Origin of the sequence: Pseudomonas arcuscaelestis (assembly GCF_016881005.1) — a bacterium.
GTDB lineage: Bacteria > Pseudomonadota > Gammaproteobacteria > Pseudomonadales > Pseudomonadaceae > Aquipseudomonas > Aquipseudomonas arcuscaelestis.
Genome location: NZ_JACOPV010000006.1, coordinates 232,900 through 258,651, shown reverse-complemented (window position 1 = coordinate 258,651; position 25,752 = coordinate 232,900). Strand labels below are relative to the sequence as shown.

The window sequence follows — 25,752 nt, the reverse complement described above, 5'->3', positions numbered from 1 at the left end:
CGAGCATCATTTCCAAAGCTGAGCGGCAAATACAATCAGAATGCCGAGGGGCGCCACATAGCGCATCAAGAAGAAGGTCAGAGCAAACAGCAGCGGGCTGCGCATCGCCAACTCATCGCGCACCGCGTCTCGCCCCATGATCCAACCTGCGAATACCACAAAGCACAAACCACCCAGCGGCAACATGATCCGCGAGGTGAAAAAGTCGATAACGCCGAAGAAGTCCAGCCCACCACTTACACCCCATTGGTAGAGCTGAAAACCGCTGTCGTCGTTCACGAAAAAGCGTGCCTGCTGCCAGATATTGAACGAAAACACTGTCCCCAGGCCAACCAGCCAGCAACTGAATGCCAGCCAAGTGGTGATCCAGCCGCGCCGAACTCCGGTACGTTCCACCAGGTAAGCCACCATGGGTTCGAGCAGAGAAATCGCCGAACTCCAGGCTGCCACTGCTACTAAAACAAAGAATACGACGCCCATCAATTGGCCAAAGGCCACATTTCCGAAGGCAAATGGCAAGGCAACAAACATCAAGCCAGGCCCTTCACTGGGGTTGAGCCCGGCCGCGAACACGATAGGAAACAAGGCCAGACCGGCAAGCAACGAAACGAAAGTATCCAGCAGTGCTACCGCGACGATGGTGCCACCGATAGACGCATCCTTGGGCATGTAGGCCCCATAGATCAACAGCGAACCGACACCGACACTCAGCGAGAAGAAGGCATGCCCCATGGCAGGCAGCAAGCCATCGAGCAGACGCGAGGTATCGAAGTCGAACATGAAATGCAGGCCCTGCATAAAGTGCCCGGTGGTCAGGCTATAGCCCAACAGGATCACCAGCAGCAGGAACAACAGCGGCATCATGATTCGCAGGCTTTTCTCCAGCCCCGCCACCACGCCACGGGCAATGACCAGGGCCGAAAGCAGCATGAACAGGGTGTGCCAGAGCACCAGCCGCCAAGGGTCGCTGATTACGTCTTTGAAGTAGCCGCCGACTTGATCAGCCGTAACGCCCTGAAAGTCGCCCTTGCCCATGCTGATGATGTAGTCGAACGACCAACCGCCCACCACACTGTAGAAAGACAAGATCAGCAGCGCCGTTACCATTCCGGCAAATGCCCACCACGACCAGCGCGGCGAATGCCCGGCCTCCAGCGCCAGATCGCGCAGGGCGTTGGCTGGACTTTGCCGGGTGCGACGACCAATCAGGGTCTCGGCCAGCATCACAGGTATGCCGATCAGGGCAATACAGGCGAGGAATACCAGAACAAAAGCACCGCCACCATAGACGCCGACCATGTAGGGGAACTTCCAGATACTCCCCAGACCTACCGCGGCGCCGGTTGCCGCCAGTACAAATACCCAGCGACTGGCCCAGCCACCATGGACAGAAACCTTGTCCGTCGACATCAACACGCTCAACTGTGGAAAAAAAGAGCGCGCATTGTCCGGGATTCAACTCGCAGGCTCAAGCGCACTGCTACCCCGTAGCCGACAGCGTCACGACTGCCTATAATGCCGCCCCTATGGCTAAACAAAAGAAACATCCGACAGGGACCATCGCGCAGAATAAAAAGGCGCGACACGATTACTTCATCGAACACAAGTTCGAGGCCGGATTGGTCCTGTCCGGTTGGGAAGTAAAAAGTCTGCGTGCCGGCAAGGCGCATCTGATTGACAGCTATGTGGTGCTCAAAGATGGCGAGGCCTGGCTGATGGGCAGCCATATCACGCCACTGACGGCTGCCAGTACGCACGTCATCGCCGACCCTACACGCACCCGAAAACTGCTGCTCAATCGACGCGAGCTGGAACGCCTGTATGCTGCCGTGCAGCAAAAGGGCTACACCTGCGTGGCCTTGTCGATCTACTGGAGCAAGCACCTGATCAAGTGCGAGATCGCACTGGGCAAGGGCAAGAAGGAATACGACAAGCGCGACACCCAGCGCGAGCGCGATTCCAACCGCGAACTGCAACGCGCGGTACGCAACAAAGGCAAGGAAGACTGATTTCAGTCTGAACCGGCCTTCTCATCGCGGGGCTAGCCCGCTCTCACCGGGGTTGTATGATTCTGGTAGGAGCAGGCTTGCCCCGCGATTGCTTCAACGTCCGCTACGCCGCTCCGCACGCGCCGTTCGCTGCACTTCCTGGCGCACCTCGTCGAGCACCTCCTGCACATACAAAATGTGCTGGCTGGAGACTTCTCGCGCATCATTGGCACGCCCTTCGACGATTGCCAGGTAAAGATCGCGGTGCTGATTGATCAACATGTCGCGCGTTTCCTCGCGCTGTTTGTACATGCCGCCGATGTTGGTCACCACGTTACGCTTGAGCAAATCGAAAAGACCACGAATGGTGTGGAGCAACACGGCATTGTGGCTGGCCTCGGCAATCGCTAGATGGAAGCGAGCATCGGCCGCCCCCTCCTCGGCCCGACTGACTTCATCCTGGCGGGTGTAGCAATCCTGCAGGGCATCAAACGCTGCCTTGAGCCGCTGACGATCGGGCTCGGTCGCACGCATCGCCGCGTAATACGCGCACGATGCCTCCAAGGTATGCCGAAACTCCAGCAAATCGCGCTGCGCTTCAGGGTTGCTTTCCAGCAGTTGCAGTAACGGATCGCTGAACGTGGCACCCAGGGAATCAGACACGTAGTTGCCACCACCCTGACGACTGACCAGCAGTCCCTTGGCCACCAGTTTCTGGATGGCCTCACGCAGCGAAGGCCGCGACACGCCGAACTGCTCGGCCAATGCCCGTTCAGCTGGCAGGCGCTGCCCGGCCGTCAGCGTGCCCTCAAGAATCATCCCCTCAAGCCGGTCGACAATATCGTCGGACAAACGGCGTTGGCGGACTTGATCAAAAACCATCACATGCTCTCCACAATCCCGAGTGCGTTCGGGGCTGTCTATTCTGGCCTATCCGCACCTTGCCGACACCCATCAGATGGCAACTTTCCGTGCCGCTCAGACCCGCTATCCACCCTTCAGGCTTACAAAAGATTTCTTGGGACAAATTGACACACCCACAGAGAGGCTTTTAACCTAGCGCCTCGACATTGTAAATTGGTCTTACCAATTATCCAATATCAATGCTGACCAACAACAATTAGGGGCCACCCCATATGCAAACCTGGCAACAGCTCTACAGTCCGCTTGGTAGTCTTGGCCTGTCCGCACTCGCGGCAGTCATCCCGATCGTATTCTTCTTCCTTGCCTTGGCAGTGTTCCGCCTCAAGGGTCACGTGGCTGGCAGCATCACGCTGGGCCTGTCGATCCTGGTAGCGATCTTCGCCTTCCAGATGCCCGCCGACATGGCGCTTGCCGCCGCCGGATACGGTTTTGCCTATGGCCTGTGGCCGATTGCCTGGATCATCGTTGCCGCGGTGTTCCTCTACAAACTGACGGTCAAGAGCGGTCAGTTCGAAGTCATCCGCAGCTCGGTACTGTCGATCACCGACGACCAACGCCTGCAGGTGCTGCTGATCGGCTTCTGCTTCGGTGCCTTCCTTGAAGGTGCAGCTGGGTTCGGTGCCCCTGTAGCCATTACCGCTGCCCTGCTGGTAGGCCTGGGTTTCAACCCGCTATACGCCGCAGGCCTGTGCCTGATTGCCAACACCGCGCCAGTGGCGTTCGGCGCCTTGGGCATTCCGATCATCGTTGCCGGCCAGGTAACGGGTATCGACGCGTTCAAGATCGGTGCGATGACCGGCCGCCAACTGCCGCTGCTTTCGCTGTTCGTACCGTTCTGGCTGGTATTCATGATGGACGGCCTGCGCGGGGTGAAAGAAACCTGGCCTGCCGCTCTGGTAGCCGGGCTGAGCTTTGCCGTTACCCAGTACTTCACCTCGAACTTCATTGGCCCGGAACTGCCGGACATCACCTCGGCCCTGGCCAGTCTGATTTCCCTGACCCTGTTCCTCAAGGTCTGGCAGCCTAAGCGCTCGTTCACCAGCGCTACCGGCAGCGTTGGCGCTGCGGTGGTCAATGGCGGTGGCAGCCAACCGTCGCCTTACAGCTTCGGCGAGATTTTCAAAGCCTGGTCACCGTTCCTGATTCTCACCGTATTGGTCACCATCTGGACCCTGAAACCGTTCAAGGCGGCCTTCGCGGCTGGCGGCTCGATGTACAGCTGGGTGTTCAACTTCGCGATTCCGCACCTTGACCAATTGGTGATCAAGACCGCGCCAATCGTCGCCACCCCTACGGCGATCCCTGCGGTATTCAAGCTTGACCCGATTTCTGCCACCGGCACCGCGATTTTCTTCTCGGCGCTGATCTCCATGCTGGTGTTGAAGATCAACTTCAAAACTGGTCTGACCACTTTTAAAGAAACCCTCTTTGAGCTGCGCTGGCCGATTCTGTCGATCGGCATGGTGCTGGCCTTCGCTTTTGTCACCAACTACTCGGGCATGTCGTCGACAATGGCCCTGGTACTGGCTGGTACTGGCGCAGCGTTCCCGTTCTTCTCGCCGTTCCTTGGCTGGCTGGGCGTATTCCTGACCGGTTCCGACACCTCGTCGAACGCACTGTTCAGCTCCTTGCAGGCAACGACTGCGCACCAGATCGGCGTCAACGACACCTTGCTGGTCGCGGCTAACACCAGCGGCGGCGTAACGGGCAAAATGATCTCGCCTCAATCGATCGCCGTCGCCTGCGCAGCCACCGGCCTGGTCGGCAAAGAATCGGACCTGTTCCGCTTCACGCTCAAGCACAGCCTGTTCTTCGCCACCATCGTCGGCCTGATTACCTTGATCCAGGCCTATTGGCTGACCGGCATGCTGGTTCACTAAAGTGACAGAGGTCGGGCGCACTGAAATGCGCCCGGCATCCGCTCCTTCAATCGACGCAGCGAGACCACATGATCATTTCTGCCTCTACCGACTACCGTGCAGCCGCCCAACGCAAGCTGCCGCCGTTCCTCTTCCACTACGCAGACGGCGGCGCCTACGCCGAATACACGCTGCGCCACAACGTTGAAGACCTGGCCAGCATTGCATTGCGTCAGCGCGTGCTGAAAAACATGTCCGAGCTGAGCCTTGAGACGCATCTGTTCAACGAGAAATTGAGCATGCCGGTGGCACTGGCACCGGTCGGCTTGACCGGCATGTACGCCCGCCGCGGCGAGGTGCAGGCAGCTCGCGCAGCGGCGGCCAAAGGCATCCCGTTTACCATGTCGACCGTGTCGGTCTGCCCGATCGAAGAAGTTGCCCCGGCCATCGACCGCCCGATGTGGTTCCAGCTGTACGTCCTCAAAGACCGCGGCTTCATGCGCAACGCCCTGGAGCGTGCCAAGGCTGCCGGTGTCACCACCCTGGTATTCACCGTAGACATGCCGGTGCCTGGCGCCCGCTACCGCGACGCACACTCCGGCATGAGCGGCCCGAACGCACCACTGCGTCGCGTCTGGCAGGCCATGACCCATCCGCAATGGGCCATCGACGTCGGCCTGCTGGGCAAGCCGCACGACCTGGGCAACATCTCCACCTACCGTGGCAGCCCGACGGGCCTTGCCGACTATATCGGTTGGCTGGGCAACAATTTTGACCCGTCGATTTCCTGGAAAGACCTGGAGTGGATCCGCGAGTTCTGGGATGGCCCAATGGTAATCAAGGGCATTCTTGACCCGCAAGATGCCAAGGATGCGGTGAAATTCGGTGCCGACGGTATCGTCGTCTCCAACCACGGCGGTCGCCAGCTCGACGGCGTACTGTCCAGCGCGCGCGCCCTGCCGGCAATCGCCGACGCGGTGAAAGGCGATCTGAAGATTCTTGCCGACTCTGGCATTCGCAGCGGCCTCGATGTGGTGCGCATGATTGCCCTGGGCGCAGACACCGTATTGATCGGCCGAGCATTCCTTTACGCCCTGGCCACCGCGGGTGAAGCCGGCGTGAAGAACCTGCTGGATCTGTTCGAGAAAGAAATGCGCGTGGCCATGGTGCTGACCGGCGCCAAAACCATCAGCGAGATCACCCGTGACTCGTTGGTACGCGAACTGGGCGCGTGATTCCACTCACGCCCGCACCAATCACCGCCTGATTGACCGAGGTATACGGCGCACCAGACGCCGTGGCCTCGCGAGGAGTTTGCATGAGTCTGCCCGCCGCGTTCCTCGACACGGTTGAACACCTGATCCCCCGCGAGCGACGCTTTGACGACCCGCTCTCGACCCTGGCTTTCGGCACCGACGCCAGTTTCTACCGGCTGATCCCAAAACTGGTGATTCGCGTCGAGAGCGAAGACGAAGTCGTAAGCCTGCTCAAGGCCGCACACGCCGAAAAAGTAGCGGTAACCTTCCGCGCGGCAGGCACCAGCTTGTCCGGCCAGGCGGTAAGTGACTCGGTGCTGTTGGTGCTGGGCGATAACTGGAATGGCCACGACATTCGCCACGGCGGCACGCAGATTCGCCTGCAACCAGGCGTCATCGGTGCCCAGGCCAACGCCTGGCTGGTACCGTTCGGGCGCAAGATCGGCCCGGACCCGGCCTCGATCAACGCCTGCAAGATCGGCGGCATCGTCGCCAACAACGCCAGCGGCATGTGCTGCGGCACTGCGCAAAACACCTATCACACCCTCGCCGGCATGCGCCTATTGCTGGCAGACGGCACCTTGCTCGACAGCGAAATACCAGAAAGCGTCAGCCGCTTGCGTGAGACCCACGCTGCCCTGCTTGAGCAGCTCGCTGAGCTTGGCCGGCAAACCCGCGCCAATACCGACCTGGCAGCAAAAATTCGCCACAAGTATCGCCTGAAGAACACCACTGGGCTGTCCCTGAATGCCTTGGTCGACTACGACGAACCGTTAGACATTCTCACCCACCTGATGGTCGGCTCCGAGGGCACACTCGGCTTTATCAGCGCCGTGACCTACGACACCGTGCCGGACCATCCGCACAAAGCCAGCGCGTTGATCGTCTTCCCGGATGTAGAGACCTGCTGCAAAGCAGTGCCGGTGCTCAAACAACAGCCAGTCTCGGCCGTTGAACTGCTTGACCGCCGCAGCCTGCGCTCGGTGGAAAACATGAAGGGCATGCCGACCTGGGTGAAAAGCCTGTCGCCGGGTGCTTGCGCGTTGCTCATCGAATCGCGTGCGGCAACCCAGACGCTGCTGCATGAACAACTGCAGCACATCAGCGCTTCCATCGCTGAATTCCCGGTCGAAAAGCAGGTCGATTTCAGCGAAGACCCCGTGGTTTACAACCAGCTCTGGCGGATTCGCAAGGACACCTTCCCAGCGGTCGGTGCAGTACGTGAGACCGGCACCACGGTGATCATCGAAGACGTAACCTTCCCCGTCGAAAAGCTCGCCGAAGGTGTGAACCGGCTGATTGAGTTGTTCGACAAACACAGCTACGACGAAGCGATCCTGTTCGGCCACGCCCTGGAAGGCAACTTGCATTTCGTCTTCACCCAGGGCTTTGACTCGCCTGAACAAGTGGCGCGCTACTCAGCGTTCATGGACGACGTCGCGCAACTGGTGGCGGTGGAATATGGTGGTTCGCTCAAAGCCGAACACGGCACCGGGCGCAACATGGCTCCCTTCGTTGAATTGGAATGGGGCAGTGATGCCTACCAATTGATGTGGCAGCTCAAGCGTTTGCTTGATCCGGCCGGCATCCTCAACCCTGGGGTGGTGCTGACCGACGACCCTCAATTGCACCTGAAAAACCTCAAGCCGCTGCCAGCCGCTGACGAAATCGTCGACAAATGCATTGAGTGTGGTTTCTGCGAGCCCGTGTGCCCTTCCAAAGGCCTGACGCTCAGCCCACGCCAGCGCATCGTCATGTGGCGCGATATCCAGGCCAAGAAACGGGCCGGCGAAGACACCCAGGAACTTGAGCGCGACTATCAGTACCAAGGCATCGACACCTGCGCCGCTACGGGACTCTGTGCCCAACGTTGCCCGGTAGGTATCAACACCGGCGAACTGGTAAAAAAGTTGCGCGGCCAAACCGCCGACCATGTGAAAACAGCCGATTGGCTGGCGGAGAACTTCCACACCGCCCTCAGCGGTGCTCGCCTGACCCTGCGCGCCGCCAACGGCGCACGCAAGCTACTCGGCGCGCCACGTCTGAGCCGCATGAGCGCAAGCTTGAGCAAGCTCAGCCACGGCCGTGTGCCGCAATGGACAGCGGCCATGCCACAGCCGCTGAAGTCGCTGCAACTGCCTACCGCCAGCAACGACGCACGCCCTCGCGTGGTCTACCTTGCCGCCTGCGTCTCACGGGTAATGGGCCCGGCAGCAGCCGACCACGAGCAAACCTCGCTGCTGGACAAAACCCGCGGCCTGCTGGAAAAAGCCGGCTACCAGGTGGTGTTCCCGGACAACGCCGACAGCCTCTGCTGTGGTCAGCCGTTCGCCTCCAAGGGCTATGCCGAACAGGCCGAACACAAACGCCAGGAAATGCTCAACGCCTTGCTGTTGGCCAGTCGTGGTGGTCTCGACCCGATCTACTGCGACACCAGCCCGTGCACCCTGCGCCTGGTTCAGGATCTGGCTGACACCCGCCTGGACCTCTACGACCCTGTACGTTTTATTCGCAGCCACCTGCTCGACAAACTGGAGTTCACCCCGCAGGACGAGCCGATCGCTGTACACGTGACCTGCAGCACCCAGCACCTGGGTGAAAGCCAGGCACTGATCGACCTGGCCCGGCGTTGCAGCAAAGAGGTGGTGATCCCGGAAGGCATTCATTGTTGCGGCTTTGCTGGCGACAAAGGCTTCACCACGCCGGAACTCAATGCCCACTCACTGCGCAGCCTCAAAGATGCCGTGCAATATTGCAGCGAAGGTATATCCACCAGCCGCACCTGTGAGATCGGCCTGTCGAACCATGGCGGGATTGATTATCACGGCCTGGTGTACCTGGTAGATCGCGTGACCCGTCCACGGATCGCCTAACGCCTACCCCGCAGCAACGCAGTTCAGGCGGCACATCCAGTGCAGCCTGAACTGCGCCCTCCAGGCAATATCGACCGATGACCACATTCACCTGAACCCCTGGCAAGCGGCGGAGTCCATCGAATAAGGCCTCCTCCCGAGACCCTTCCCGCCAAGGAGATTCACATGAAGCGTACTGCGATTTCCGGACTGTTCCTTACCGCCGCACTGCTTGCCTCACCTGTGTTTGCGGCTGAAGACCTGTGTGCACTGAACCTGCAGAAAATCGACGATGCCACCGCTACCACCGGCGCCATGGCCGAAAGCAGTGGTGATGAAATCAAGGATCAAGTCAAGGAAGCCAAGGCTGCACAGGCAGCGGGCAACACCAAAGACTGTATTGCCATCACCACCAAAGCCCTGGACACCCTGGAAAAAGCTGACAAAAGCAGCAACGGCGGCAGCAGCCAGTAACCTTGAGCCATGCGACGCCAGAGCAGCAGTCGACGTCGCCTGACCGATGGCGTATACTCGCCCACAAGCGTTGAAAAACGCTACAGCTAGAGCGCAACACATGGGGCCGATTAGGATTCGACGCCGGTAGTGAAACTCTAGGTGCATGCCGAGTTGGTAACAGAACTCGTAAATCCACTGTTGCAACTTTCTATAGTTGCCAATGACGAAAACTACGAGGGTTACGCTCTCGCTGCGTAAGCAGCTGAGCCCGCTCTCCTGGTAGCTTCGGCTCCAGCAATCACTAGGGGATGCCTGTAAACCCGAAGTGATTGTCATACAGAACAGGATCGCCGTGCAGTACGTTGTGGACGAATCGGCTAAAACTTACACAACTCGTCCAAAGCACCCTGCCCGTCGGGCGGCTGCGGATTAACTCAATAGACACGGCTAAGCATGTAGTACCGAAAGCGGAGCACTGGCGGACGGGGGTTCAAATCCCCCCGGCTCCACCACTTCAACATCTAAAGACGTCCACGGGCGTCTTTTTTTGTGCCTGAAATCCAGTAAACACAAGGGCTTAGGGTCCTAGAGCATCCATCAACGTCCGAGACCATCTACGATTTCGTGTATTCCAAGTGGTATTCCAGGCTCTCACCTGCTATTTTTTGGAATACATAAACAGCACTGGAATACACCATGGGGGCCCAAGCCACGCGCCTTTCAGACGTAAAAGTGAAAGCCGCAAAAGCTAAGGAAAAGGACTATATACTCACGGATGGCAACGGCCTACAGATGCGAGTGAGAATCAATGGCTCAAAACTATGGAATTTCAACTACATCCAACCCGTGACAAAAAAACGGGTCAACATGGGGCTGGGCACCTTTCCAGAGGTTAGCTTGGCGCAAGCCCGCAAGAGAACCGTTGAAGCAAGAGAGCTCGTTGCACAGGGGCTGGACCCCAAAGAGAAACGCGACGCGGAGCGACATGCGAAAAAAGCAGCCACGGAACATACTTTCGAAAATATCTCGACAGCGTGGTTCGAGCTCAAAAAGGATTCTGTCACCCCAGCGTACGCTGAAGATATTTGGCGCTCGCTCACGCTTCATGTTTTTCCTGATCTGGCCACCACCCCAATCTCTGCTATCACTGCCCCTAAAGTCATAAATTTGCTTCGCCCCCTCGAGACGAAGGGCAGCCTCGAAACCGTTAAACGTCTGACCCAACGCCTCAATGAAATCATGACCTACGGCGTCAACTCGGGATTGATTCACGCGAATCCGCTCAGTGGCATTCGAGCCGTCTTTAAAAAGCCCAAAAAGAAAAATATGGCGGCCCTTGCACCCGATGAGCTGAAAGAGCTCATGGTGGCAATTGCCAATGCCAGCATAAAAAGAACTACGCGCTGCCTAATTGAGTGGCAACTTCACACCATGACCCGTCCAGCCGAGGCAGCCACATCCCGTTGGGCTGATATCGACTTCGAAAAGAAGATCTGGACGATACCGGCCGAGCGCATGAAGAAACGTCGGATACACATCATTCCGCTCACTGAACAAGCTTTGGCGATCTTGGAAGCGATCAAGCCCTATAGTGGACATAGGGAGTACGTTTTCCCTGCAGACCGAGACCCTCGCACCCATTGCAACAGCCAGACCGCCAACATGGCGCTGAAACGTATGGGTTTCGAGGGGCGCCTGGTCAGTCACGGTATGCGCTCAATGGCGAGTACCATCCTCAATGAGCGCGGTTGGGATCCTGAGTTAATCGAGGTTGCGCTAGCCCACGTCGATAAAGATGAGGTACGCAGCGCCTACAACCGAGCCGACTACATTGAGCGCAGACGCCCGATGATGGCATGGTGGAGTGAGCACATCCAAGAGGCGGCAACTGGCAGCCTGTCGGTAGCAGCTATCAAAGAAAGTAGAGACAGAAAAGTCGTGTCAATACGCTGATCCACGGCTCAGTGTCGGAGAAAACCAGTGCTTCTCGGTCAGAGATAACAGCCATTGAACCTGGGCCATCCGCCATTTCATCAAACACTATGTTCATCCGAAAAGCATCATCTTAGAGAAAGTATTAGCTTTGAAACTCCGGAGCCGCTTGTCGACCTGTCAGATCCCTGGCAGGTCGACATAGAAGTCGCACACTACTTGAGTGAGAGTTTTCTCTTCAACTCATCACCGATCAAACTGATATTAAGTTCCTTGCCTGGGTTGTTATTGCAGAAATCCGTCAACACCGAGATGTAGGCCGCGCCCAAACCTTTCGTCAGCGTGGCTGCCGTTGTTGCGGCAATAGTGCCACCTACCGCACTTCCCACACCTGGAATCATCTTAAGCAAACCAGTCACGACCGCCCGCCCTAACAAGCTCGCTGCACTCGAACCCAGCGCCGATGCCACCAGGGTGGTCAACGCACTGGTGCTGACTTCCATACCAAACGTCACGCCAATCTTGGCCAGCATCCCGACCTGAATCGGTACCAGCACAAAAGAGTCGGAAAAGGGAATCGGCGTGGCGCCTGCCGCCGCTGCCAACCCGCTAGCAATAAGCACTTCCTTTTCGGCCTGCTCGATTTTTATTTTCATTGAAGATTGATGCCGCGAGCTCAATGCATTGGCGAATGCACGCTTTTTTGCCTCGGGAATGAGCCTCGCAGACTCATAAATCAGCTCATCAACACCCTTTTCCTTGAGCTTTATGAGGTTGCCATCATCATCCTCGAACTCCTGCGTCTGCGCACGAACCCGAACAACAGCGCGTGCGCCGGGCAACAACTCTTTGACTTTTTTATGGAACTCCATGTCCTTGCCAAACATGCTTTTGGTAACAACCGCCACCACAGGAATAGATTTTCCAATCAATAATTGACAGAGATCTATTTCTGCCTGCTCAATTCGGTCGCCACCCTCCTGAATGCAAATCCAAGCTGCATGTATATGCTTGTTTTCATCATGGTGATCAGCTCGCTCTACAAGAAAGCCATCAAGATCAGACAGAATCTGTTGGTAGTCCTTTAGCTCCAGACCTTTACTGTCGACAATCGTTATCGGATGGCCTTCCTTGGAAATTTCTTCAATCTGCTGAGTGACAGGTTGTCCTGAGCCTGTTTTTGCCAAGTGGCCACGAAATACACAGTTGATCAGTGTGCTTTTACCGACCCCCGTTTTACCGGCGACGATGATATTGACTTTTCCGGAGCCTCTTACAGCGTCCCGAATTACATCATCGATGGCATCTTGATGCCGATCCATTACTTCCACCATACCGCCTCCTTGAACACTCAAATGGTAAACACAACAAAGCTTTCACAGGGCAGCTAGAGCCCGACGTTAAAGAAGTGAAAGCTCGTTCTCATATCATTTACATCGACTGTAATTTCCTGCACGCCGCCTCATTGACCTCGACGAACACATCCCACGTCATCGTCCGCTGATAGTGCAATTCGTACTGCCTGTCCACCCGACAGATATCGGGCCGATTTTCATAAACAAGGCAGTCCCCGCTTACCTCATCCAAATACCTACACACCCCATCGCCACGGTCCATCATGGCAGTTTCGGAAAGTAGATTGACTCGTATGCAGCATTCCATGCAGCGGCTGCAGGAGAATGGCCGGCGGCTATAAGGCATAGCTACCCAGGGCTGCTTGACACTGAACGATCCGTTCCCGATCTTCGCTGAGCTTGCACTCCGCCTGATTGAGACTGCCACGCAATACCTTGAGCTTCTCGTTGACCAGAGCGAAGTTGTTTCGGATATTGTCCTCCACCGCCTGAGTCATCGCCCGCGAGAACTCCCAGGCAATCTCTTCGCCCAGACTACGGATCGCCTGGTCTCGACGTTCACGTTCCTGCTCTTCGTGGCGGGCCTGCGCCTCAAGGCGTTGCTGCTCCGGATCGCCGGCGAAGACCGAATAGAGCATCTTGCCAACCTGGAAAACGATGCCAATGGCGGGCAGGACTTTGCCGACAACTTGTTCGGCGAGCTTACCCATCGTTACTGGCCCAATACCCTTGAACAGCGTTGGCAGCCATTCCTTGCCCAACTTCATTGCGCTGACGAAGTGCTCCGCCTTGAGCATTGTGCCGGCCTGCCGGACACCCGTTTCCAGCATATCCAGGTCGATAGAATTGCGTGAAGCCTCGCCCTGTTCGGTTCCTGACAAGCCGGGCACATTCAGTTCCACCGTGACGCCCATGTCTTTCTGCTGAACACGGATTTCTTCGAGCATCTCTTCGAGCAATGCAGCAGCATCGAGTGCCAGACGCTTCAGTTCAGCGTCGAGCTCAGCACAAACCTGCTCGTTCGAATGTCTGATTAGAGCGTCGATCTTGCCTTGGGCCCCCTCGGGATTCTGGTTGATCGTCATCACAGCGGTCTTGGCGATATTGGCAGCCTTGGCTTCCACCAGGGCCTTCAGCACTGTGCGAACGTCAATCTCACGGCGAGCGATCTGAGCGTAGAACGCGTCGATGCGCGCACCCGAAGCGTGGTCGCGTCGCTTATCGAGAAGACTGAGCGTTTCATTAAGAAACGCGATCAGCTCGGTGGCAACCCCCGAAATTATCTCGCGGTGCTCTACCGATGCAAAGAAACTATTGAGTTCGCTCTCAAACTTCGGAAAACCCGAGTTCTGCAGCAGATTATCCTTACCTTCGAGTTTGGCCTTGAGTGCCGAGCGAGCATTGACCTCCAGCATGGGGATATGGCTCAGCACCTGCTGCAGGCCTCGTTCCGCTGCCAATTGCTGGATACGTTCGCGCAGTTGATCCTTGATTCGCGCAGCTTCTAGTGGATCGAGAGGATTCTTACGATTGAGTACCAGAAAGATTTTCTTGTTGCGAGCAACCAGCTCCAGCAGCGCCAATAGCGTACCTTGCTCCTCAACCACCCCCAATGGATTGACCACGAAGATCACCACATCGGCTCCATACAGCTGCTCACGCGTAACCTGCTGGTGAGCCTGCGGTGCATCGATGCCGGGTGTATCAAGAATTTCGAAGTCGCCCCAGCGGTAGCCCTGGATTCTGTCGGTTTCCGGAGTATCGGCTACCCTGGCCTTCTCAACCCCAAGCAACGCATTAATCAGCGTGCTCTTGCCGGCGTTGTAGACGCCATAGACCATAATGGTCGCTTCGGCACTGGCCTTCCTGGCGGCAACCATCTTGCGGATCGCCGGCACAGCCGAAGGGTTATACGTCTCGCAAAGTCCGTCCACATTTTCGTAGAGGGACAACACTTGGGACATCGGAGATTGCTGAGTCATTGCAGGGTATTCTCGCCAAGGGGGCCCAGTTGGTCGATCAAATTGGTCATCTCAGTGTCGAGCGCCTTACAGTAACGCAGCATACTGTCGCGCACGGGTTCATAGAGTCCCAGCACATGACCTGTCAACAAGGTAGGCACGGCGTTAGCGTAAGCGTCGAGAGCGGCCTGGCGTTGCTCCTCAAGGTTGTCGCCGATGACCACCTGATGTGTTTCATACCGGGCCTGTGCACTACGACCTACAGTGCTTGCTGCACTGCCGAGTGACGCCCCGACCGCAGCCCCCGCAGGGCCACCTACGAAGAAGCCGATCAAGCCACCCGCAATAGCCCCACCTACTCCCCAGGCAGTCTTGGTGCCGCTTTCGGTACCGGACATGTATTCCTTCTCCACCGTCACTTCGCGGTACTCGGGAAGGGCACTCAAACGGCTTGCATCGAAAGCGCTCTGCAATCCATCGCGCTGCTTCTCACCGATCCGGTTCATCGCCTCATCGGCAAGTTCACCTATGACTCGAACAAGTTTCTCTCGCAGTTTACCTTCCAGTTTGTCGCGGTTTCCGGCAGCAAATAGCTGATTGACGTAGCTGCGCATCTGGGCCGTGCCTTGCAGGCCCAGGTTCTGCAAATCCTGACCGATAGCCTTGTCTTGGCCTTGGATCTTGAGATCAAAGTCCTTTACCAGTTCCTCCACCAGGGAGAGATCTTGCGCCGTCTCACGAATGGCACTGCGCAAGTTGTTCATCGGAGTGGCCAGTTTGAGCGCCAGTGCTTCGCTACGGCAGATGTTCGCGAGCTTCTGGAACAGTATGTCCACGCCACTATCAGCGAAAGCCGACGGGTGTGTTTCGGCGAATCGCGTGGACAGAGGCACGATTTGGGTCAAATCGGTCGCACGGGTATGAAGGCAGGACAGCTCACGACTTACATAATCGACCTGCTTTTGCTGATCCAGCCGAGACTTCATGACGATCTCGCACACGCAGTTGCCGTCATCGTCCTCGTCTTCCTCGGTGGTGTCGCTGCCCGTCAGCAAAATCATCACTGATTTGTTGTCGTGCAGCAGCTCACCCACTTCGTCCATATCGGACGCCCGACCCGGTGCCTGGGAGTTCATGGTGTAGAGGATCAGGTCAGCATGCTCGACGTACTCCCTGGCCAGATCACCATTGACCTGGTTGACCGAATGCAAGCCGGGAGAATCGACCCAAGTCAACCCTGGCAAACGAAACCCCTGGATCGAACTGGTCGCCTCGGTCGCGCCAACGCGAAACTGCAAGTTATGTTCGGCTTCTTTCTGCTTGTCACCACCTTTAACCGATGTCTGTTCGGCTGAAAAGTACTGCGGTTGAACTCTCAGCGCCTTCATTTGCGGCGTAGGCTCACTGTGCCCCCAGGCCACGTAATTCCCCAATGAGCTCTTGCCGGATTTGACCTTGCCATAAACGAAAACAAGCAACGAATCGTTGAAGCCCTCACGGAATTTTGTTCCCTTGGCCCGGGCGTCGACTTGCTGTCGCCATACGTTGAACTGATCGGACAAACGCATCGACAGGCTTTCGGCCAGGTTGCGTAGCGGATTGTCATTGTTAACCGAACCAAGCATCGTCTCGGTGTGTTGAGTAATTTGCCCGACGAATGCCAGGCGCAATTCATCGAAGCGCCGCTCCTTCGCCTGGATGTCACTTTTCTGATGTTCGAACTGGACTTTCAGCCGTTCAAACGCACTCATCAGGTCGTCACGGGTAACCGTTGTCATGGACTCACTCATGCTTGTTGCTCGACCTCGGATTTAAGTTGCTGCAGACGTTTGATTCGCGCAGCCGAAACCTGGAGTTGAGTAAGCGTCTGCTGATCCGCCTCGTCGGTATCGATAGCCGACGTCAATTTCTCTAGGACGTTCAGGTGCATGAGGAATTGCTTAGATTCTTCGACAGAGACGCTCGAGTTGGCCCGTAGGATCACCTTCATAGCGGCACCGTAGGCGGAACTCGATAACTGCGTGCTGCTAATAGTCTGCTCCATCTGAGTGGCCGACTGGCCAATGAACGGATGCACGCCAAACGGACTGAAACCAAACCCAACGGTACTGGCCCCATCAGCCGTCATAGCGGCCGATATCGGTACCGATTTCTTGCCGAGGGCCTGTGCTGCATTTTTTACCTGCAGCTTCAACTGCTCGCGCCGATCCTTTTCCAGGTTCGAGACGCGGTCTTTCAAACCCTGCCGCTCACGTTCGCGCTGTGCTGCCCGCTCTTGCTTTCGTCGCTCGCTATCGGCAGAACTGGAACTCGAGGAGTTTGAAGATGGACTGTCATCCGACACTGACTTGACGATCGCCGTCACGGCGGCCGCCGCAGCGACGCCGATCAACCATGGTAGGGGCATTGTTAGTCTCCTTGACTTAAAGGCTATTAAGCTTTTCGCGCGCTTTTTTGATCTCGGCAGTCTTGTCGGCGAAGCTACCTATCATCCCACTCATAAGTCCGACAAAGGCATTGGCCTTGTTGGCATATGGCGCGTTCAGTGCTTGGATCAAACCCTGCTCACGCTCGATCGCCTCATCGAGCATTGCACTCAGCTGGAGGCTGCGCTGGTCCAGACGTTTTTGGCGCACGGCCATCAACGACGTACCCAGCTCGCGCGACAGCGCGTTCAGGTGCAATGCCAGGGCGGGAATGCCACTCTTGCCCTGCAAGCCTTCACGACCAATCTCTACACCTCGACGATAGCGGGTACTAGAAACCTCGAAACAAGCCGGTTTGATACCTAGACAACGCTGCACCTGCGCCTCGATACGCTCACGTACCTCAGCCATGGAGCCATTCTGATCCTTGTCCAGGTGACTGAGCACCAGCACCAGCCGCTGTTCGATAGCATCGCCGTAGGCATTACGCAGTTTCATCAGTAGATCGACTTCCTCCTCGTCCAGCTCACCCGGAGGCGCATGAACGAACAAGAGAACATCAGCTAAGTCGAGTCCCTCCATTGCTTCCTGGCTATCGTCGTGATCAATGCCCAGACCGGGTGTATCGATTAGTACGTAATGCTCGAGTTCCAACTCCTGGTTCACTCGCGTTGTGCGAACCACCCCCGTCTCGAAATGCTCCTGCAGCGCATGGCCACTCAACATGTTGAGCAATGAACTCTTGCCTGCCTTGACAACCCCCCAGGCAGCAATGCGCGGTTTTCGCGGCGCGACCTCCGCCCGCTGCTCAGTGAGCCGCCTGCACTCGACCTCCAGCTGATCGAGTTGCAGCTGTGCTTGATCCATAAACCGATACCCCTATCGCATAATCGTCCAAGGACAGCGCATCATTGCACTGCAACATTTCAAACACTCACAAATAATGCCATATAGCCATGATCAGCCACAGTACTACCTAGGTGCGTCAGCGCTCCTACTGGATAACGGGGCCAACCCTTTGTGATTTGACTTCGTTACTGCTCATGAGCACTCGACCTAATGTGGTAAGCCTTTCAATTCGCGACATGTCATCCACGATTCAGAATCGCTGTCGCGCCAAAAACTTTGCTACCGCCCCCTCAAACCACCCTGCACTGCGCATCTTCAGTGCCTTGCTCCCACACTTTGGGCACTGGTCAAACCACTCTCCGGGCCTCAGTGCATCACTTTGCGGCGCCACTGTTTTCGTCCAACCGCATCCTTCACATTCATAGGTGAAGGGCCTGGGTTTGATGGGCATTTTTTAAGCTCCTTAGTCCCTGTGCAAACTCATTACTTTCAGTGCGTTCAACTACCGGGATAATCCCGCTCGATCTGCTGATCGAAAGCGCCGCCAATCCCACAGTAATCACGCGGAATGCGCTCAAGATCCTCGGCGACTTGCACGATCACCTGGCGTAATTCCAAGCGCTCAAACCAGCGGGCAGGAATGGCAGCGGCACCATACTGCGCACCCAATAAGTGCCCGGCGACAAGCCCTATGCTGTTGCTGTCGCCACTGTGATTAACCGCAGTGATCACCCCCTCTTCGAGTGAGCGTGCTGTCAGCGCGCACCACAACCCAATCGCCAGCGCTTCTTCGGCGACCCAACCACCGCCAAGAGCGCCAATGCGTCGCGGGGTGGGTGTATAGCCCTCGTAGTAGAAAAACAGCACGCGCTCGATGAGGCTGCACGTTTCGTCCATACCAGGTACTTGCCCATATTTAGCCAAGCTTTGAGTTACCGCGTGTTCTAGGCTGTCTTGTCGATCGACAACACGTTGAAGAATGTCGGCGAATAGTCCAGCCGCCAAGTAGCCCGTCGGATGCCCATGCGTCAGGCGCCCAGACTGCGCTGCGTAGTCAAATGCGTTGGCAAAGAATGCGCAGGGTGCAACACGTACCAAGGCGCCGCAGCCCTTGCTGTTGTTTTCGGCAACCGCCCCAAGCCGCGCGCTGGCCTTGAGTGCACTCAGGCAGGTTGTGCTTGGGGCGCGACGAGACCAGAGCTCCACTTGCTTGATCAGCCAGCCATCTGTGACGACTGGTATCGCCGAAGGGTAATCCTGGGTCATCAGCCAGCGCAGCAGCGCGTGGTGAATAATACTGGGAACGTGGCATGCCTGCCGCGAACTGCCGAGCACATAAGCCCGCAGCAAGCCTTCTGCGGTGAACAGCATCATCTGCGTGTCGTCGCTGATGGCGCCGGTGATGCCGTAAGCCGCGGAAAAATCAATGATGCCCTGCGGACCGAACCTGGCCTCGATGGCTGGCCATTCAAAAAACTCCACGGGGGCACCAAGCGCGTCGCCGACAGCGCCCCCCAGCAGGCAGCCTTTGATACGTTCAAGTCTGTTCATATCCTTTCCCTTATCCCTCTGCAGGGATCAATTCCTGCAAAATCGCCAGTTTTCTTTGCAACTGCTCGATTTGCTCTCTCTCTGCTCGCAGTGCCGAACGCAGCTCCCGGTTTTCCATCTCCCAAATCCGCGCCCAACGCACGTCTTTTTGGAAGCCAAGCGCCATTTGCCAGAGCTCACGCAACCTCAGGTACTGCATCAGTAGCACCGCCAGGATCACCCCGATCAACACCAAAGCCCCTGTCGAAACCACTTCAGACATAGTCATGTCCACTTCCTTTCGTGACTTCAATTTATTTCGAAGACAGACACACGATATGTAGTGATTAACGACAGGTCTATAATGTAGACTTATACAGGTAAAGTATTCGCGCACATGGAGAGGGTATGAAACGCAAGCAATCCATCGAACAGGTACGCTGGGACCTGGCACTTCGCTATCGCTTGATCGAGACTGTCGCCTGGTGGGAAGGCAGGCTGACCACGGGGCACTTGATGCAGAGCTTTGGCATCAGCCGCCAGCAGGCGTCCAAGGACATCAATACCTATATCACTGAGCATGCGCCCAAAAACTTGACATATGACAAGCAGCTCAAGGGGTATGTGCCAAGCAAGCAGTTCAAACCCCTGTTCATCGACGACAGTGCCAGCGCCTATTTGCACCTGCTTTACCAGAACAATGAACGGGCACCTCATATCGACGGACTGGCACTGGCCTATGCGCACACCAAGGTGCTGGAAGTGCCGGATCGCCCCATCCGACCAGAGATTCTGCGCCCCTTGCTCAAGGCTTGCCGCGAAGGCCTGCGCCTGGAAACCGAGTACGTGTCGTTCAATACCCCAAACGTAGAGGTTCGCCTCATCGCCCCTCACACGCTGGTGTACACCGGTATGCGCTGGCATGTGCGGGCCTACTGCGAAAAGAACGGGCAGTACCGCGACTTCGTGCTCAGCCGTCTGCGCGGTCAGCCGGACCTGCTCGACGAATCGCCGAACACACGGGAGCTGGATGAAGACTGGAACGTCGAAGTTCCGGTGATCTTCAAACCCGATGGGCGATTGAACGAAGCGCAGAAGGCGATAATCGAAACCGACTTCGGCATGACCCAAGGGCAATTGCTGGTACCCAGCCGCAGGGCGTTGGTGAAGTATGTGTTGCAGCGTTATCAGATCGACCCGCGCAACCTGGCGACCAGCCCTGAGGCTCAGCAAATTGTGGTGAGCAACCTCAAGGAGTTGAGGCCGTGGCTGATGAATGACTGACGCACCTGGGCGCGGGTCCTGCCGTCATGCAGGCCGCCTTGCTAGCAGTATCAAATAGCCATAACCTAAGCAGGTTTTCAATACACATGTTGCCTGCTTACGGACCGCCCACGACCTCAAGGATTGGCCTTTCATGGACTATCAAACACTCAAGACCCGCCACCGCCAGGAACGTGAAGGCCATCATCCCAACCTCACCTTGCGCGTTCATCGAGCATTAAGCTGGCTGAATCGCGCCGAGCAGGCGGATGATCTTGATGGGCGCTTTATCTTTCTGTGGATCGCCTTCAACTCTGCCTACGCCACGGATATCGATGAGCAGTTCCGTCTTTCCGAGCAGTCCACGTTCAAGGCGTTCCTGGACAAACTCTGTGCGCTAGACACGGCCAACCTGATCGAAAACTTGGTCTGGTCCGAGTTCTCAGGCAGCATTCGCGCGTTGCTGGACAACCCCTTCGTGTTTCAGAGCTTCTGGGATAACCAGAACGGCAAGATCAGCGAGCAACAGTGGACTGAGCGCTTTGCCAGCGGTCGGCGAGCAGCGCAGCAAGCGTTGGCCAACCGCAATACCTCAGCAGTACTCGGTGTTCTATTCAATCGAATCTACACATTGCGTAACCAGGTAATGCACGGGGGCGCAACCTGGAACAGCAGCGTCAACCGGGATCAACTGCGTGACTGCGCTAACCTGCTCGGCAAGCTGGTGCCGGTGATTATTTTGCTGATGCTGGATAACCCGGAAACGCTATGGGGTGATGCTTGTTATCCGGTGGTTGCTTAGGCAGACCACATCCAAGCCCGCGATGACAAACCAAGTGATTCCGCTTGCAGCTTACACTGAGTTGAAGGCATTCACGCGCGTTTGAATATGCGCGAATGCTTTGCCTGTAGGAAGTCAAAGCAACAAGAGTCCACCATTTGCCGCCCACTGCTGCATCCCTGACACTCCTCAGAGCATGTACTACATACACCAATTTCGATTCAAAAAAATCTCAGCCACACATTACTGCAATGACATCCCCCCCAAGGAGATTCATCCCATGTCATTGCAATGCCCTCTCTGCCACTCCCCTAAAATCGCCTCGTTCCATCACGCCATGAAAGTCGGCGCCGCCATCGGCACCGTGGGCGGTGTTGCGCGTGGTGTCAGCGCCGCCCTAGCCAGTGGTCAGGCTGGCGCAGCGCTAGGCGCGCTCGCCGGGCCAGTCGGCATCACCCTCGGGTCCTTGTCGGGCACCATCCTTGGCGGCCTGGCAGGCGGTGCCGGAGGCTGCGCACTCGGCGCTCAGTTGGGCGAGTCGCTCGACCGACACGTCCTGGCCAACAACCTCTGCCTGCTCTGCGGCCACCGCTTCAACCTAGCCTGACCTAGCCCTACCACTTCTTTCTATCTATATCGTCGGAACGGTGCTGCGCAGTGCGCGGCGCGTTATGCCGGCTTGCACCCAAAGGAACCTCAACCATGGCTCATCTCGTCGAAACTATGGCCTACGCTGGCGCTGCTCCCTGGCATGGCCTGGGTAATCAGCTCACACAGAAGCAACCACTCGAAGTCTGGCAACGCGAAGCTGGCATGGACTGGCAGATCCAGGAAAGCCCCGTGCACTTCAAGTCGGATACGGTCGGCCACTTGGGTGCCATCCACTCCTTTCCGGAGCAGAAGGTGCTCTTCCGCTCCGACACCAAGGCACCACTGTCTGTAGTCTCCCAGCGCTACCACACCGTGCAACCCCGCGAGGTGCTGGAGTTTTACCGAGAGCTCACCGAAGTCTCTGGCTACGAGCTGGAAACGGCCGGCGTACTCAAGGGTGGGCGCAAGTTCTGGGCGCTGGCGCGTACCGGGCAAGGCGCTGCGCTCAAAGGCAACGACCAGGTGAATGGCTATCTGCTGCTGGCGACCTCCTGCGACGGTACCCTGGCCACCACCGCAACGCCGACCACCGTGCGCGTGGTGTGCAACAACACCCTGACCATCGCTCTGGACGGTACCAGCCGGGCGATCAAAGTGCCGCACAACACTCGTTTCGATCCGAAGGCAGTTAAGACGCAACTTGGCATCGCCGTCTCCCAGTGGGATGAGTTTATGTACCGTATGCGTGCACTGGCCGAGCGCAAGGTGCAATGGCATGAAGCGCTGGGCTTCTTCATGAACGTGCTGTGCGAAACCAATCCGACCTCCACATTACCGGAAGTACTGCCCAACGAACGTGCTCTGCGCAAGGTCCAAGAGCTGTACGAAGGCCGTGGCCGTGGTAGTCAGCTGGTCTCTGCCAGCGGCACCGTCTGGGGTCTTCTCAACGCGGTGACCGAGTACGTCGACCACGAACGCCGCGCCCGCAGCAATGAATACCGCATGGACTCGGCCTGGTTCGGTCAAGGGGCGCAGATCAAGCAACGCGCCCTGGACACAGCCCTGCAACTGGTCGCCTGATCGTTTAACGTCTTTCCCCCCCATAAAGCCCGATCAGCCTTGCCGCTGGTCGGGGGCTTTTATGTCCGCAAGGTGAACGCTATGAAAGCTACTCCGATGAGCAGCAACGGCAGGTCTCGCCCGGCACTGCGCCTGATCAGCACCAAAGAGTTACCTCATGTAGATTGGCTAGCGGTACGCAAACAGGGCATCGGCAGCTCGGATGCAGCCGCCGCGGTCGGCCTGAATCCCCACAAGTCGCAGTTGGAACTGTGGCTGGAGAAAACCGGCCGTGATACGTCACTGCCCAAGCTGGACCCGCAGGATGAAGAAGGCCCAGCCTACTGGGGCAATGTACTGGAGCCCATCGTCGCCTGGCATTACAGCAAGCGCAGCGGCAACCGAGTACGACGTATCAATGCCGTGCTGCAGCATCCAGATCCAAAACTGCCCTGGATGCTGGCCAACATCGACCGCGAGGTTATCGGCGCTGACGATGTGCAGATCATCGAATGTAAAACTGCTGGCATAAACGGTGCGCGCCTTTGGAAAGAGGGCGTGCCGGAGTATATACAGTTGCAGGTCATGCACCAGTTGGCCGTGACGGGCAAACAAGCGGCCGATGTCGCGGTGCTGCTTGGTGGTCAGCATCTGGAGATCCATCGCATCGAACGCGACGAGTCACTTATTGCTCGGCTGATCGACCTGGAGCGGCTGTTCTGGGATTACGTGGTCAGTGACACCCCGCCACCGGCCGATGGCACGGACTCGGCAGAGGCGGCATTGCGTTGCCTCTATCCCGAGGACAACGGTGAGACCCTGGACTTCAGTCAGCACACGGAGTTGGCCAGCACCTACCTGGAGCTAAAGGCTGTTCGCCAGAGCATTGCTCAGCAGGAGACGCGTGAGGCGCAGCTCAAACAAGTCCTGCAGCAGGCCATGGGGGCAGCCACCCGTGCGGAGTTTACCGAGGGCTACATCAGTTGGAAAAAGCCCAAGGACAGCATTGGTCTGGATGTCGAACAGATGCTCAAGGATAAACCCTACCTGCAGGCCCGCTACCCCAAGATCAAAACTGGCAGTCGCCGCTTTCTGATCAGTTGAACCATTCCTCGTCACCCAAGCCACTAGGACCATTTACGTCCTAGTGGCTTTTTTATTTCCAGACCAAGGAAAACCACCATGCTCAAAGGTTTAGTGATCACCCCTCCTCTACTCGGGCGTATTTCCATCGGCAAGGTCGTCGAGAAAAACGGCAAACGACTGCCGGAGAAAGATGATCAATTTACCATCACCTCGCAGGTACAAAGCCGCGACGGCTGGCTGCTGCACCCGCTCAATGAGGAACTGCGCAATGGCCAGGATGGTAAATTGCGCAGCATTCCGATCCGTTTACTGTTCAACGAGCCGGACCTGAACTTTCGCGCGGATTACAGCCTGTTCGACCGTAACACCGGCCGGCCGCTGTGCGTCGGCAATGGGGACACCTGCAAGCGTTTGACCAAGGACGGCATCCAGTCGCTGCCCTGCCCTTCACCGGATGGCTGCTCACTGGCCCAAGGCAATGCCTGCAAGCCTTACGGCCGGCTAAACGTGGTGATCGGCGACGATGATCCGCTGGGCAGCTTTGTATTTCGAACCACCGGTTTCAACAGCATCCGCACCCTGGTGGCACGCCTGCATTATTTCCAGGCTATCTCCGGCAATCGCCTGGCCTGCCTGCCACTGGAGCTACGCCTGCGCGGTAAGTCCACCCGGCAGAGCCATGGCACGCCGATCTTCTACGTGGACATCACGGTTCGCAACGGCCTGAGTATTGAAGATGCCTTACTGGCAGCCAATCAGCTGGAGGAAACCCGCCAAGCTTCGGGCTTTGATCAGAGCGCCTTGGATCACGCGGCCCAGCAGGGCTTTAACAATGGGGCCTTTGAAGACAGTGAGGAGGACAACGGCGCCATCGTCGAGGAATTCTTTCCCGCAACTGAAGGTCAGCCCGGCAAGGAAGAAGCAGCACTAAAACCAGCGGCCCCGGCCAAAACCTCACTGGCACAAAAGCTGGAATCTAAATCCCTCCAAAGCGGCAGTGACCACTCCGTTCGCGCCCACTGATCAAACTTCCAACATAACCCAAGGTCTTCCAACTCAGGAGAGTACCCATGAAATATCACAAGCTCAGAGCCGGTGAAGATACCGGTACCTATGTCATGGAATCCCCGGTCACCGAAGCTGACATCCTGCAGATGGCACAACAACTGGCGATGAGCCGGCTGTCTAAAGGCCGGGCCTTGACTGAGCCGAAGCAAGTATTCAGCCATCTACAAACACTGCTGCAATACCATGAGCACGAAGTCTTTGCTTTGCTCCTGCTCGATACCAAGCACCGAGTTATTGCTTTCAAAGAACTGTTCCGAGGCACGTTGGATGGTGCCAGCGTGTATCCACGGGAAGTGGTCAAGATCGCTCTGGAGCACAACGCTGCGGCCGTGATCCTGGTCCATAACCATCCCTCGGGCGATCCCGAACCCAGCCAAGCCGACCATACCCTGACTTCCACCCTCAAGAACGCTCTGAACATGGTCGGCACCCGACTATTGGATCATGTCGTCGTGGGCGTTGAAGGCTGCGTGTCATTGGCCGAACGGGGTTATCTGTAAATCTTAGGCTCACACC

General features: G+C 57.1%; 22 protein-coding genes and 1 other RNA gene. 14 read left to right on the top strand and 9 right to left on the bottom strand.

All coding sequences use genetic code 11. The annotated features are described in order from the left end of the window. Positions 1 to 6: 6 nt before the first annotated feature. Positions 7 to 1,410 carry a sodium-dependent transporter gene (locus H8F21_RS11610; RefSeq protein ID WP_203482752.1) on the bottom strand — a complete coding sequence of 468 codons (1,404 nt, stop codon included), beginning with the start codon at positions 1,408 to 1,410 and terminating at the stop codon, positions 7 to 9. A 116-nt stretch (positions 1,411 to 1,526) separates the two neighbouring features. Here H8F21_RS11610 and smpB point away from each other — a divergent pair, with 116 nt between their 5' ends. Further along, positions 1,527 to 2,009: an SsrA-binding protein SmpB gene (gene smpB / locus H8F21_RS11605; protein WP_203544004.1), complete on the top strand. Its 483-nt coding sequence runs from the start codon at positions 1,527 to 1,529 to the stop codon at positions 2,007 to 2,009. 93 nt (positions 2,010 to 2,102) lie between these two features. On the opposite strand, the gene H8F21_RS11600 is transcribed toward smpB, so the two are convergent. After that, positions 2,103 to 2,870 (bottom strand): GntR family transcriptional regulator, encoded by a 768-nt coding sequence (locus tag H8F21_RS11600; protein ID WP_203482750.1) that lies wholly within the window; start codon positions 2,868 to 2,870, stop codon positions 2,103 to 2,105. Positions 2,871 to 3,124: 254 nt separating this feature from the next. Between H8F21_RS11600 and H8F21_RS11595 the strand changes: the two genes are divergently transcribed. The 6 genes from H8F21_RS11595 to H8F21_RS11570 all read left to right on the top strand — a co-directional run bounded on the left by H8F21_RS11595 (position 3,125) and on the right by H8F21_RS11570 (position 11,288). After that, positions 3,125 to 4,792 carry a lactate permease LctP family transporter gene (locus H8F21_RS11595; protein ID WP_203482749.1) on the top strand — a complete coding sequence of 556 codons (1,668 nt, stop codon included), beginning with the start codon at positions 3,125 to 3,127 and terminating at the stop codon, positions 4,790 to 4,792. 68 nt (positions 4,793 to 4,860) lie between these two features. After that, a complete protein-coding gene (lldD, locus tag H8F21_RS11590; RefSeq protein ID WP_203482748.1) occupies positions 4,861 to 6,006 on the top strand; it encodes an FMN-dependent L-lactate dehydrogenase LldD in 1,146 nt (381 codons plus the stop codon). Between the two features lie 83 nt (positions 6,007 to 6,089). Beyond that, entirely contained in the window at positions 6,090 to 8,900 is a 2,811-nt protein-coding gene (locus H8F21_RS11585; RefSeq protein ID WP_203482747.1) for an FAD-binding and (Fe-S)-binding domain-containing protein, read from the top strand. Positions 8,901 to 9,065: 165 nt separating this feature from the next. Continuing rightward, the gene (locus H8F21_RS11580) at positions 9,066 to 9,353 is read left to right on the top strand and encodes a hypothetical protein (protein ID WP_203482746.1); all 288 of its coding nucleotides are present in this window, start codon (positions 9,066 to 9,068) and stop codon (positions 9,351 to 9,353) included. A gap of 102 nt (positions 9,354 to 9,455) precedes the next feature. Then, positions 9,456 to 9,847, top strand: a transfer-messenger RNA (tmRNA) gene (gene ssrA / locus H8F21_RS11575). Between the two features lie 184 nt (positions 9,848 to 10,031). Further along, complete coding sequence (locus H8F21_RS11570; protein ID WP_203584385.1) at positions 10,032 to 11,288, top strand: integrase domain-containing protein; 1,257 nt, start codon at positions 10,032 to 10,034, stop codon at positions 11,286 to 11,288. 194 nt (positions 11,289 to 11,482) lie between these two features. Here H8F21_RS11570 and H8F21_RS11565 read toward each other — a convergent pair whose 3' ends face one another. From H8F21_RS11565 to H8F21_RS11535, 7 genes are all read right to left on the bottom strand, one after another. Then, positions 11,483 to 12,601 (bottom strand): GTPase, encoded by a 1,119-nt coding sequence (locus H8F21_RS11565; RefSeq protein ID WP_203584384.1) that lies wholly within the window; start codon positions 12,599 to 12,601, stop codon positions 11,483 to 11,485. A 356-nt stretch (positions 12,602 to 12,957) separates the two neighbouring features. Then, the gene (locus H8F21_RS11560; RefSeq protein WP_236042980.1) at positions 12,958 to 14,604 is read right to left on the bottom strand and encodes a GTPase; all 1,647 of its coding nucleotides are present in this window, start codon (positions 14,602 to 14,604) and stop codon (positions 12,958 to 12,960) included. Continuing rightward, positions 14,601 to 16,373 (bottom strand): dynamin family protein, encoded by a 1,773-nt coding sequence (locus H8F21_RS11555; protein ID WP_236042979.1) that lies wholly within the window; start codon positions 16,371 to 16,373, stop codon positions 14,601 to 14,603. The genes H8F21_RS11560 and H8F21_RS11555 overlap by 4 nt, the downstream gene beginning before the upstream one ends. Beyond that, complete coding sequence (locus H8F21_RS11550; protein ID WP_203584383.1) at positions 16,370 to 16,990, bottom strand: hypothetical protein; 621 nt, start codon at positions 16,988 to 16,990, stop codon at positions 16,370 to 16,372. The genes H8F21_RS11555 and H8F21_RS11550 overlap by 4 nt, the downstream gene beginning before the upstream one ends. Before the next feature lie 16 nt (positions 16,991 to 17,006). After that, positions 17,007 to 17,876 (bottom strand): GTPase, encoded by an 870-nt coding sequence (locus tag H8F21_RS11545; RefSeq protein ID WP_203584382.1) that lies wholly within the window; start codon positions 17,874 to 17,876, stop codon positions 17,007 to 17,009. 480 nt (positions 17,877 to 18,356) lie between these two features. Further along, entirely contained in the window at positions 18,357 to 19,409 is a 1,053-nt protein-coding gene (locus H8F21_RS11540; protein WP_203584381.1) for an ADP-ribosylglycohydrolase family protein, read from the bottom strand. 10 nt (positions 19,410 to 19,419) lie between these two features. Beyond that, positions 19,420 to 19,677: a hypothetical protein gene (locus H8F21_RS11535; RefSeq protein WP_102886100.1), complete on the bottom strand. Its 258-nt coding sequence runs from the start codon at positions 19,675 to 19,677 to the stop codon at positions 19,420 to 19,422. A gap of 119 nt (positions 19,678 to 19,796) precedes the next feature. Between H8F21_RS11535 and H8F21_RS11530 the strand changes: the two genes are divergently transcribed. The 7 genes from H8F21_RS11530 (at position 19,797) to radC (ending at position 25,736) form a co-directional block, all read left to right on the top strand. Further along, a complete protein-coding gene (locus H8F21_RS11530) occupies positions 19,797 to 20,672 on the top strand; it encodes a WYL domain-containing protein (protein WP_203584380.1) in 876 nt (291 codons plus the stop codon). A 133-nt stretch (positions 20,673 to 20,805) separates the two neighbouring features. Then, positions 20,806 to 21,453 (top strand): HEPN domain-containing protein, encoded by a 648-nt coding sequence (locus H8F21_RS11525; protein ID WP_203584379.1) that lies wholly within the window; start codon positions 20,806 to 20,808, stop codon positions 21,451 to 21,453. A 259-nt stretch (positions 21,454 to 21,712) separates the two neighbouring features. Beyond that, complete coding sequence (locus tag H8F21_RS11520) at positions 21,713 to 22,039, top strand: hypothetical protein (protein ID WP_203584378.1); 327 nt, start codon at positions 21,713 to 21,715, stop codon at positions 22,037 to 22,039. Between the two features lie 95 nt (positions 22,040 to 22,134). Continuing rightward, positions 22,135 to 23,103 carry a DUF932 domain-containing protein gene (locus tag H8F21_RS11515; protein ID WP_203584377.1) on the top strand — a complete coding sequence of 323 codons (969 nt, stop codon included), beginning with the start codon at positions 22,135 to 22,137 and terminating at the stop codon, positions 23,101 to 23,103. An 81-nt stretch (positions 23,104 to 23,184) separates the two neighbouring features. Further along, positions 23,185 to 24,186, top strand: a complete 1,002-nt coding sequence (locus H8F21_RS11510; protein ID WP_203584376.1) for a YqaJ viral recombinase family nuclease — start codon at positions 23,185 to 23,187, stop codon at positions 24,184 to 24,186. Between the two features lie 78 nt (positions 24,187 to 24,264). Then, on the top strand, positions 24,265 to 25,191 hold the full coding sequence (locus H8F21_RS11505; protein ID WP_203584375.1) for a recombination directionality factor: 927 nt from the start codon (positions 24,265 to 24,267) through the stop codon (positions 25,189 to 25,191). Positions 25,192 to 25,238: 47 nt separating this feature from the next. Next, positions 25,239 to 25,736, top strand: a complete 498-nt coding sequence (gene radC, locus H8F21_RS11500) for a RadC family protein (protein WP_203584374.1) — start codon at positions 25,239 to 25,241, stop codon at positions 25,734 to 25,736. The last annotated feature ends 16 nt before the right edge of the window (positions 25,737 to 25,752 follow it).

What these genes read in the sequence shown, in the direction of transcription:
- H8F21_RS11610 (WP_203482752.1), bottom strand. Translation starts at nt 1,410, where the DNA reads ATGTCGACGGACAAGGTTTCTGTCCATGGTGGCTGGGCCAGTCGCTGG.
- smpB (WP_203544004.1), top strand. Translation starts at nt 1,527, where the DNA reads ATGGCTAAACAAAAGAAACATCCGACAGGGACCATCGCGCAGAATAAA.
- H8F21_RS11600 (WP_203482750.1), bottom strand. Translation starts at nt 2,870, where the DNA reads ATGGTTTTTGATCAAGTCCGCCAACGCCGTTTGTCCGACGATATTGTC.
- H8F21_RS11595 (WP_203482749.1), top strand. Translation starts at nt 3,125, where the DNA reads ATGCAAACCTGGCAACAGCTCTACAGTCCGCTTGGTAGTCTTGGCCTG.
- lldD (WP_203482748.1), top strand. Translation starts at nt 4,861, where the DNA reads ATGATCATTTCTGCCTCTACCGACTACCGTGCAGCCGCCCAACGCAAG.
- H8F21_RS11585 (WP_203482747.1), top strand. Translation starts at nt 6,090, where the DNA reads ATGAGTCTGCCCGCCGCGTTCCTCGACACGGTTGAACACCTGATCCCC.
- H8F21_RS11580 (WP_203482746.1), top strand. Translation starts at nt 9,066, where the DNA reads ATGAAGCGTACTGCGATTTCCGGACTGTTCCTTACCGCCGCACTGCTT.
- H8F21_RS11570 (WP_203584385.1), top strand. Translation starts at nt 10,032, where the DNA reads ATGGGGGCCCAAGCCACGCGCCTTTCAGACGTAAAAGTGAAAGCCGCA.
- H8F21_RS11565 (WP_203584384.1), bottom strand. Translation starts at nt 12,601, where the DNA reads ATGGTGGAAGTAATGGATCGGCATCAAGATGCCATCGATGATGTAATT.
- H8F21_RS11560 (WP_236042980.1), bottom strand. Translation starts at nt 14,604, where the DNA reads ATGACTCAGCAATCTCCGATGTCCCAAGTGTTGTCCCTCTACGAAAAT.
- H8F21_RS11555 (WP_236042979.1), bottom strand. Translation starts at nt 16,373, where the DNA reads ATGAGTGAGTCCATGACAACGGTTACCCGTGACGACCTGATGAGTGCG.
- H8F21_RS11550 (WP_203584383.1), bottom strand. Translation starts at nt 16,990, where the DNA reads ATGCCCCTACCATGGTTGATCGGCGTCGCTGCGGCGGCCGCCGTGACG.
- H8F21_RS11545 (WP_203584382.1), bottom strand. Translation starts at nt 17,876, where the DNA reads ATGGATCAAGCACAGCTGCAACTCGATCAGCTGGAGGTCGAGTGCAGG.
- H8F21_RS11540 (WP_203584381.1), bottom strand. Translation starts at nt 19,409, where the DNA reads ATGAACAGACTTGAACGTATCAAAGGCTGCCTGCTGGGGGGCGCTGTC.
- H8F21_RS11535 (WP_102886100.1), bottom strand. Translation starts at nt 19,677, where the DNA reads ATGACTATGTCTGAAGTGGTTTCGACAGGGGCTTTGGTGTTGATCGGG.
- H8F21_RS11530 (WP_203584380.1), top strand. Translation starts at nt 19,797, where the DNA reads ATGAAACGCAAGCAATCCATCGAACAGGTACGCTGGGACCTGGCACTT.
- H8F21_RS11525 (WP_203584379.1), top strand. Translation starts at nt 20,806, where the DNA reads ATGGACTATCAAACACTCAAGACCCGCCACCGCCAGGAACGTGAAGGC.
- H8F21_RS11520 (WP_203584378.1), top strand. Translation starts at nt 21,713, where the DNA reads ATGTCATTGCAATGCCCTCTCTGCCACTCCCCTAAAATCGCCTCGTTC.
- H8F21_RS11515 (WP_203584377.1), top strand. Translation starts at nt 22,135, where the DNA reads ATGGCTCATCTCGTCGAAACTATGGCCTACGCTGGCGCTGCTCCCTGG.
- H8F21_RS11510 (WP_203584376.1), top strand. Translation starts at nt 23,185, where the DNA reads ATGAAAGCTACTCCGATGAGCAGCAACGGCAGGTCTCGCCCGGCACTG.
- H8F21_RS11505 (WP_203584375.1), top strand. Translation starts at nt 24,265, where the DNA reads ATGCTCAAAGGTTTAGTGATCACCCCTCCTCTACTCGGGCGTATTTCC.
- radC (WP_203584374.1), top strand. Translation starts at nt 25,239, where the DNA reads ATGAAATATCACAAGCTCAGAGCCGGTGAAGATACCGGTACCTATGTC.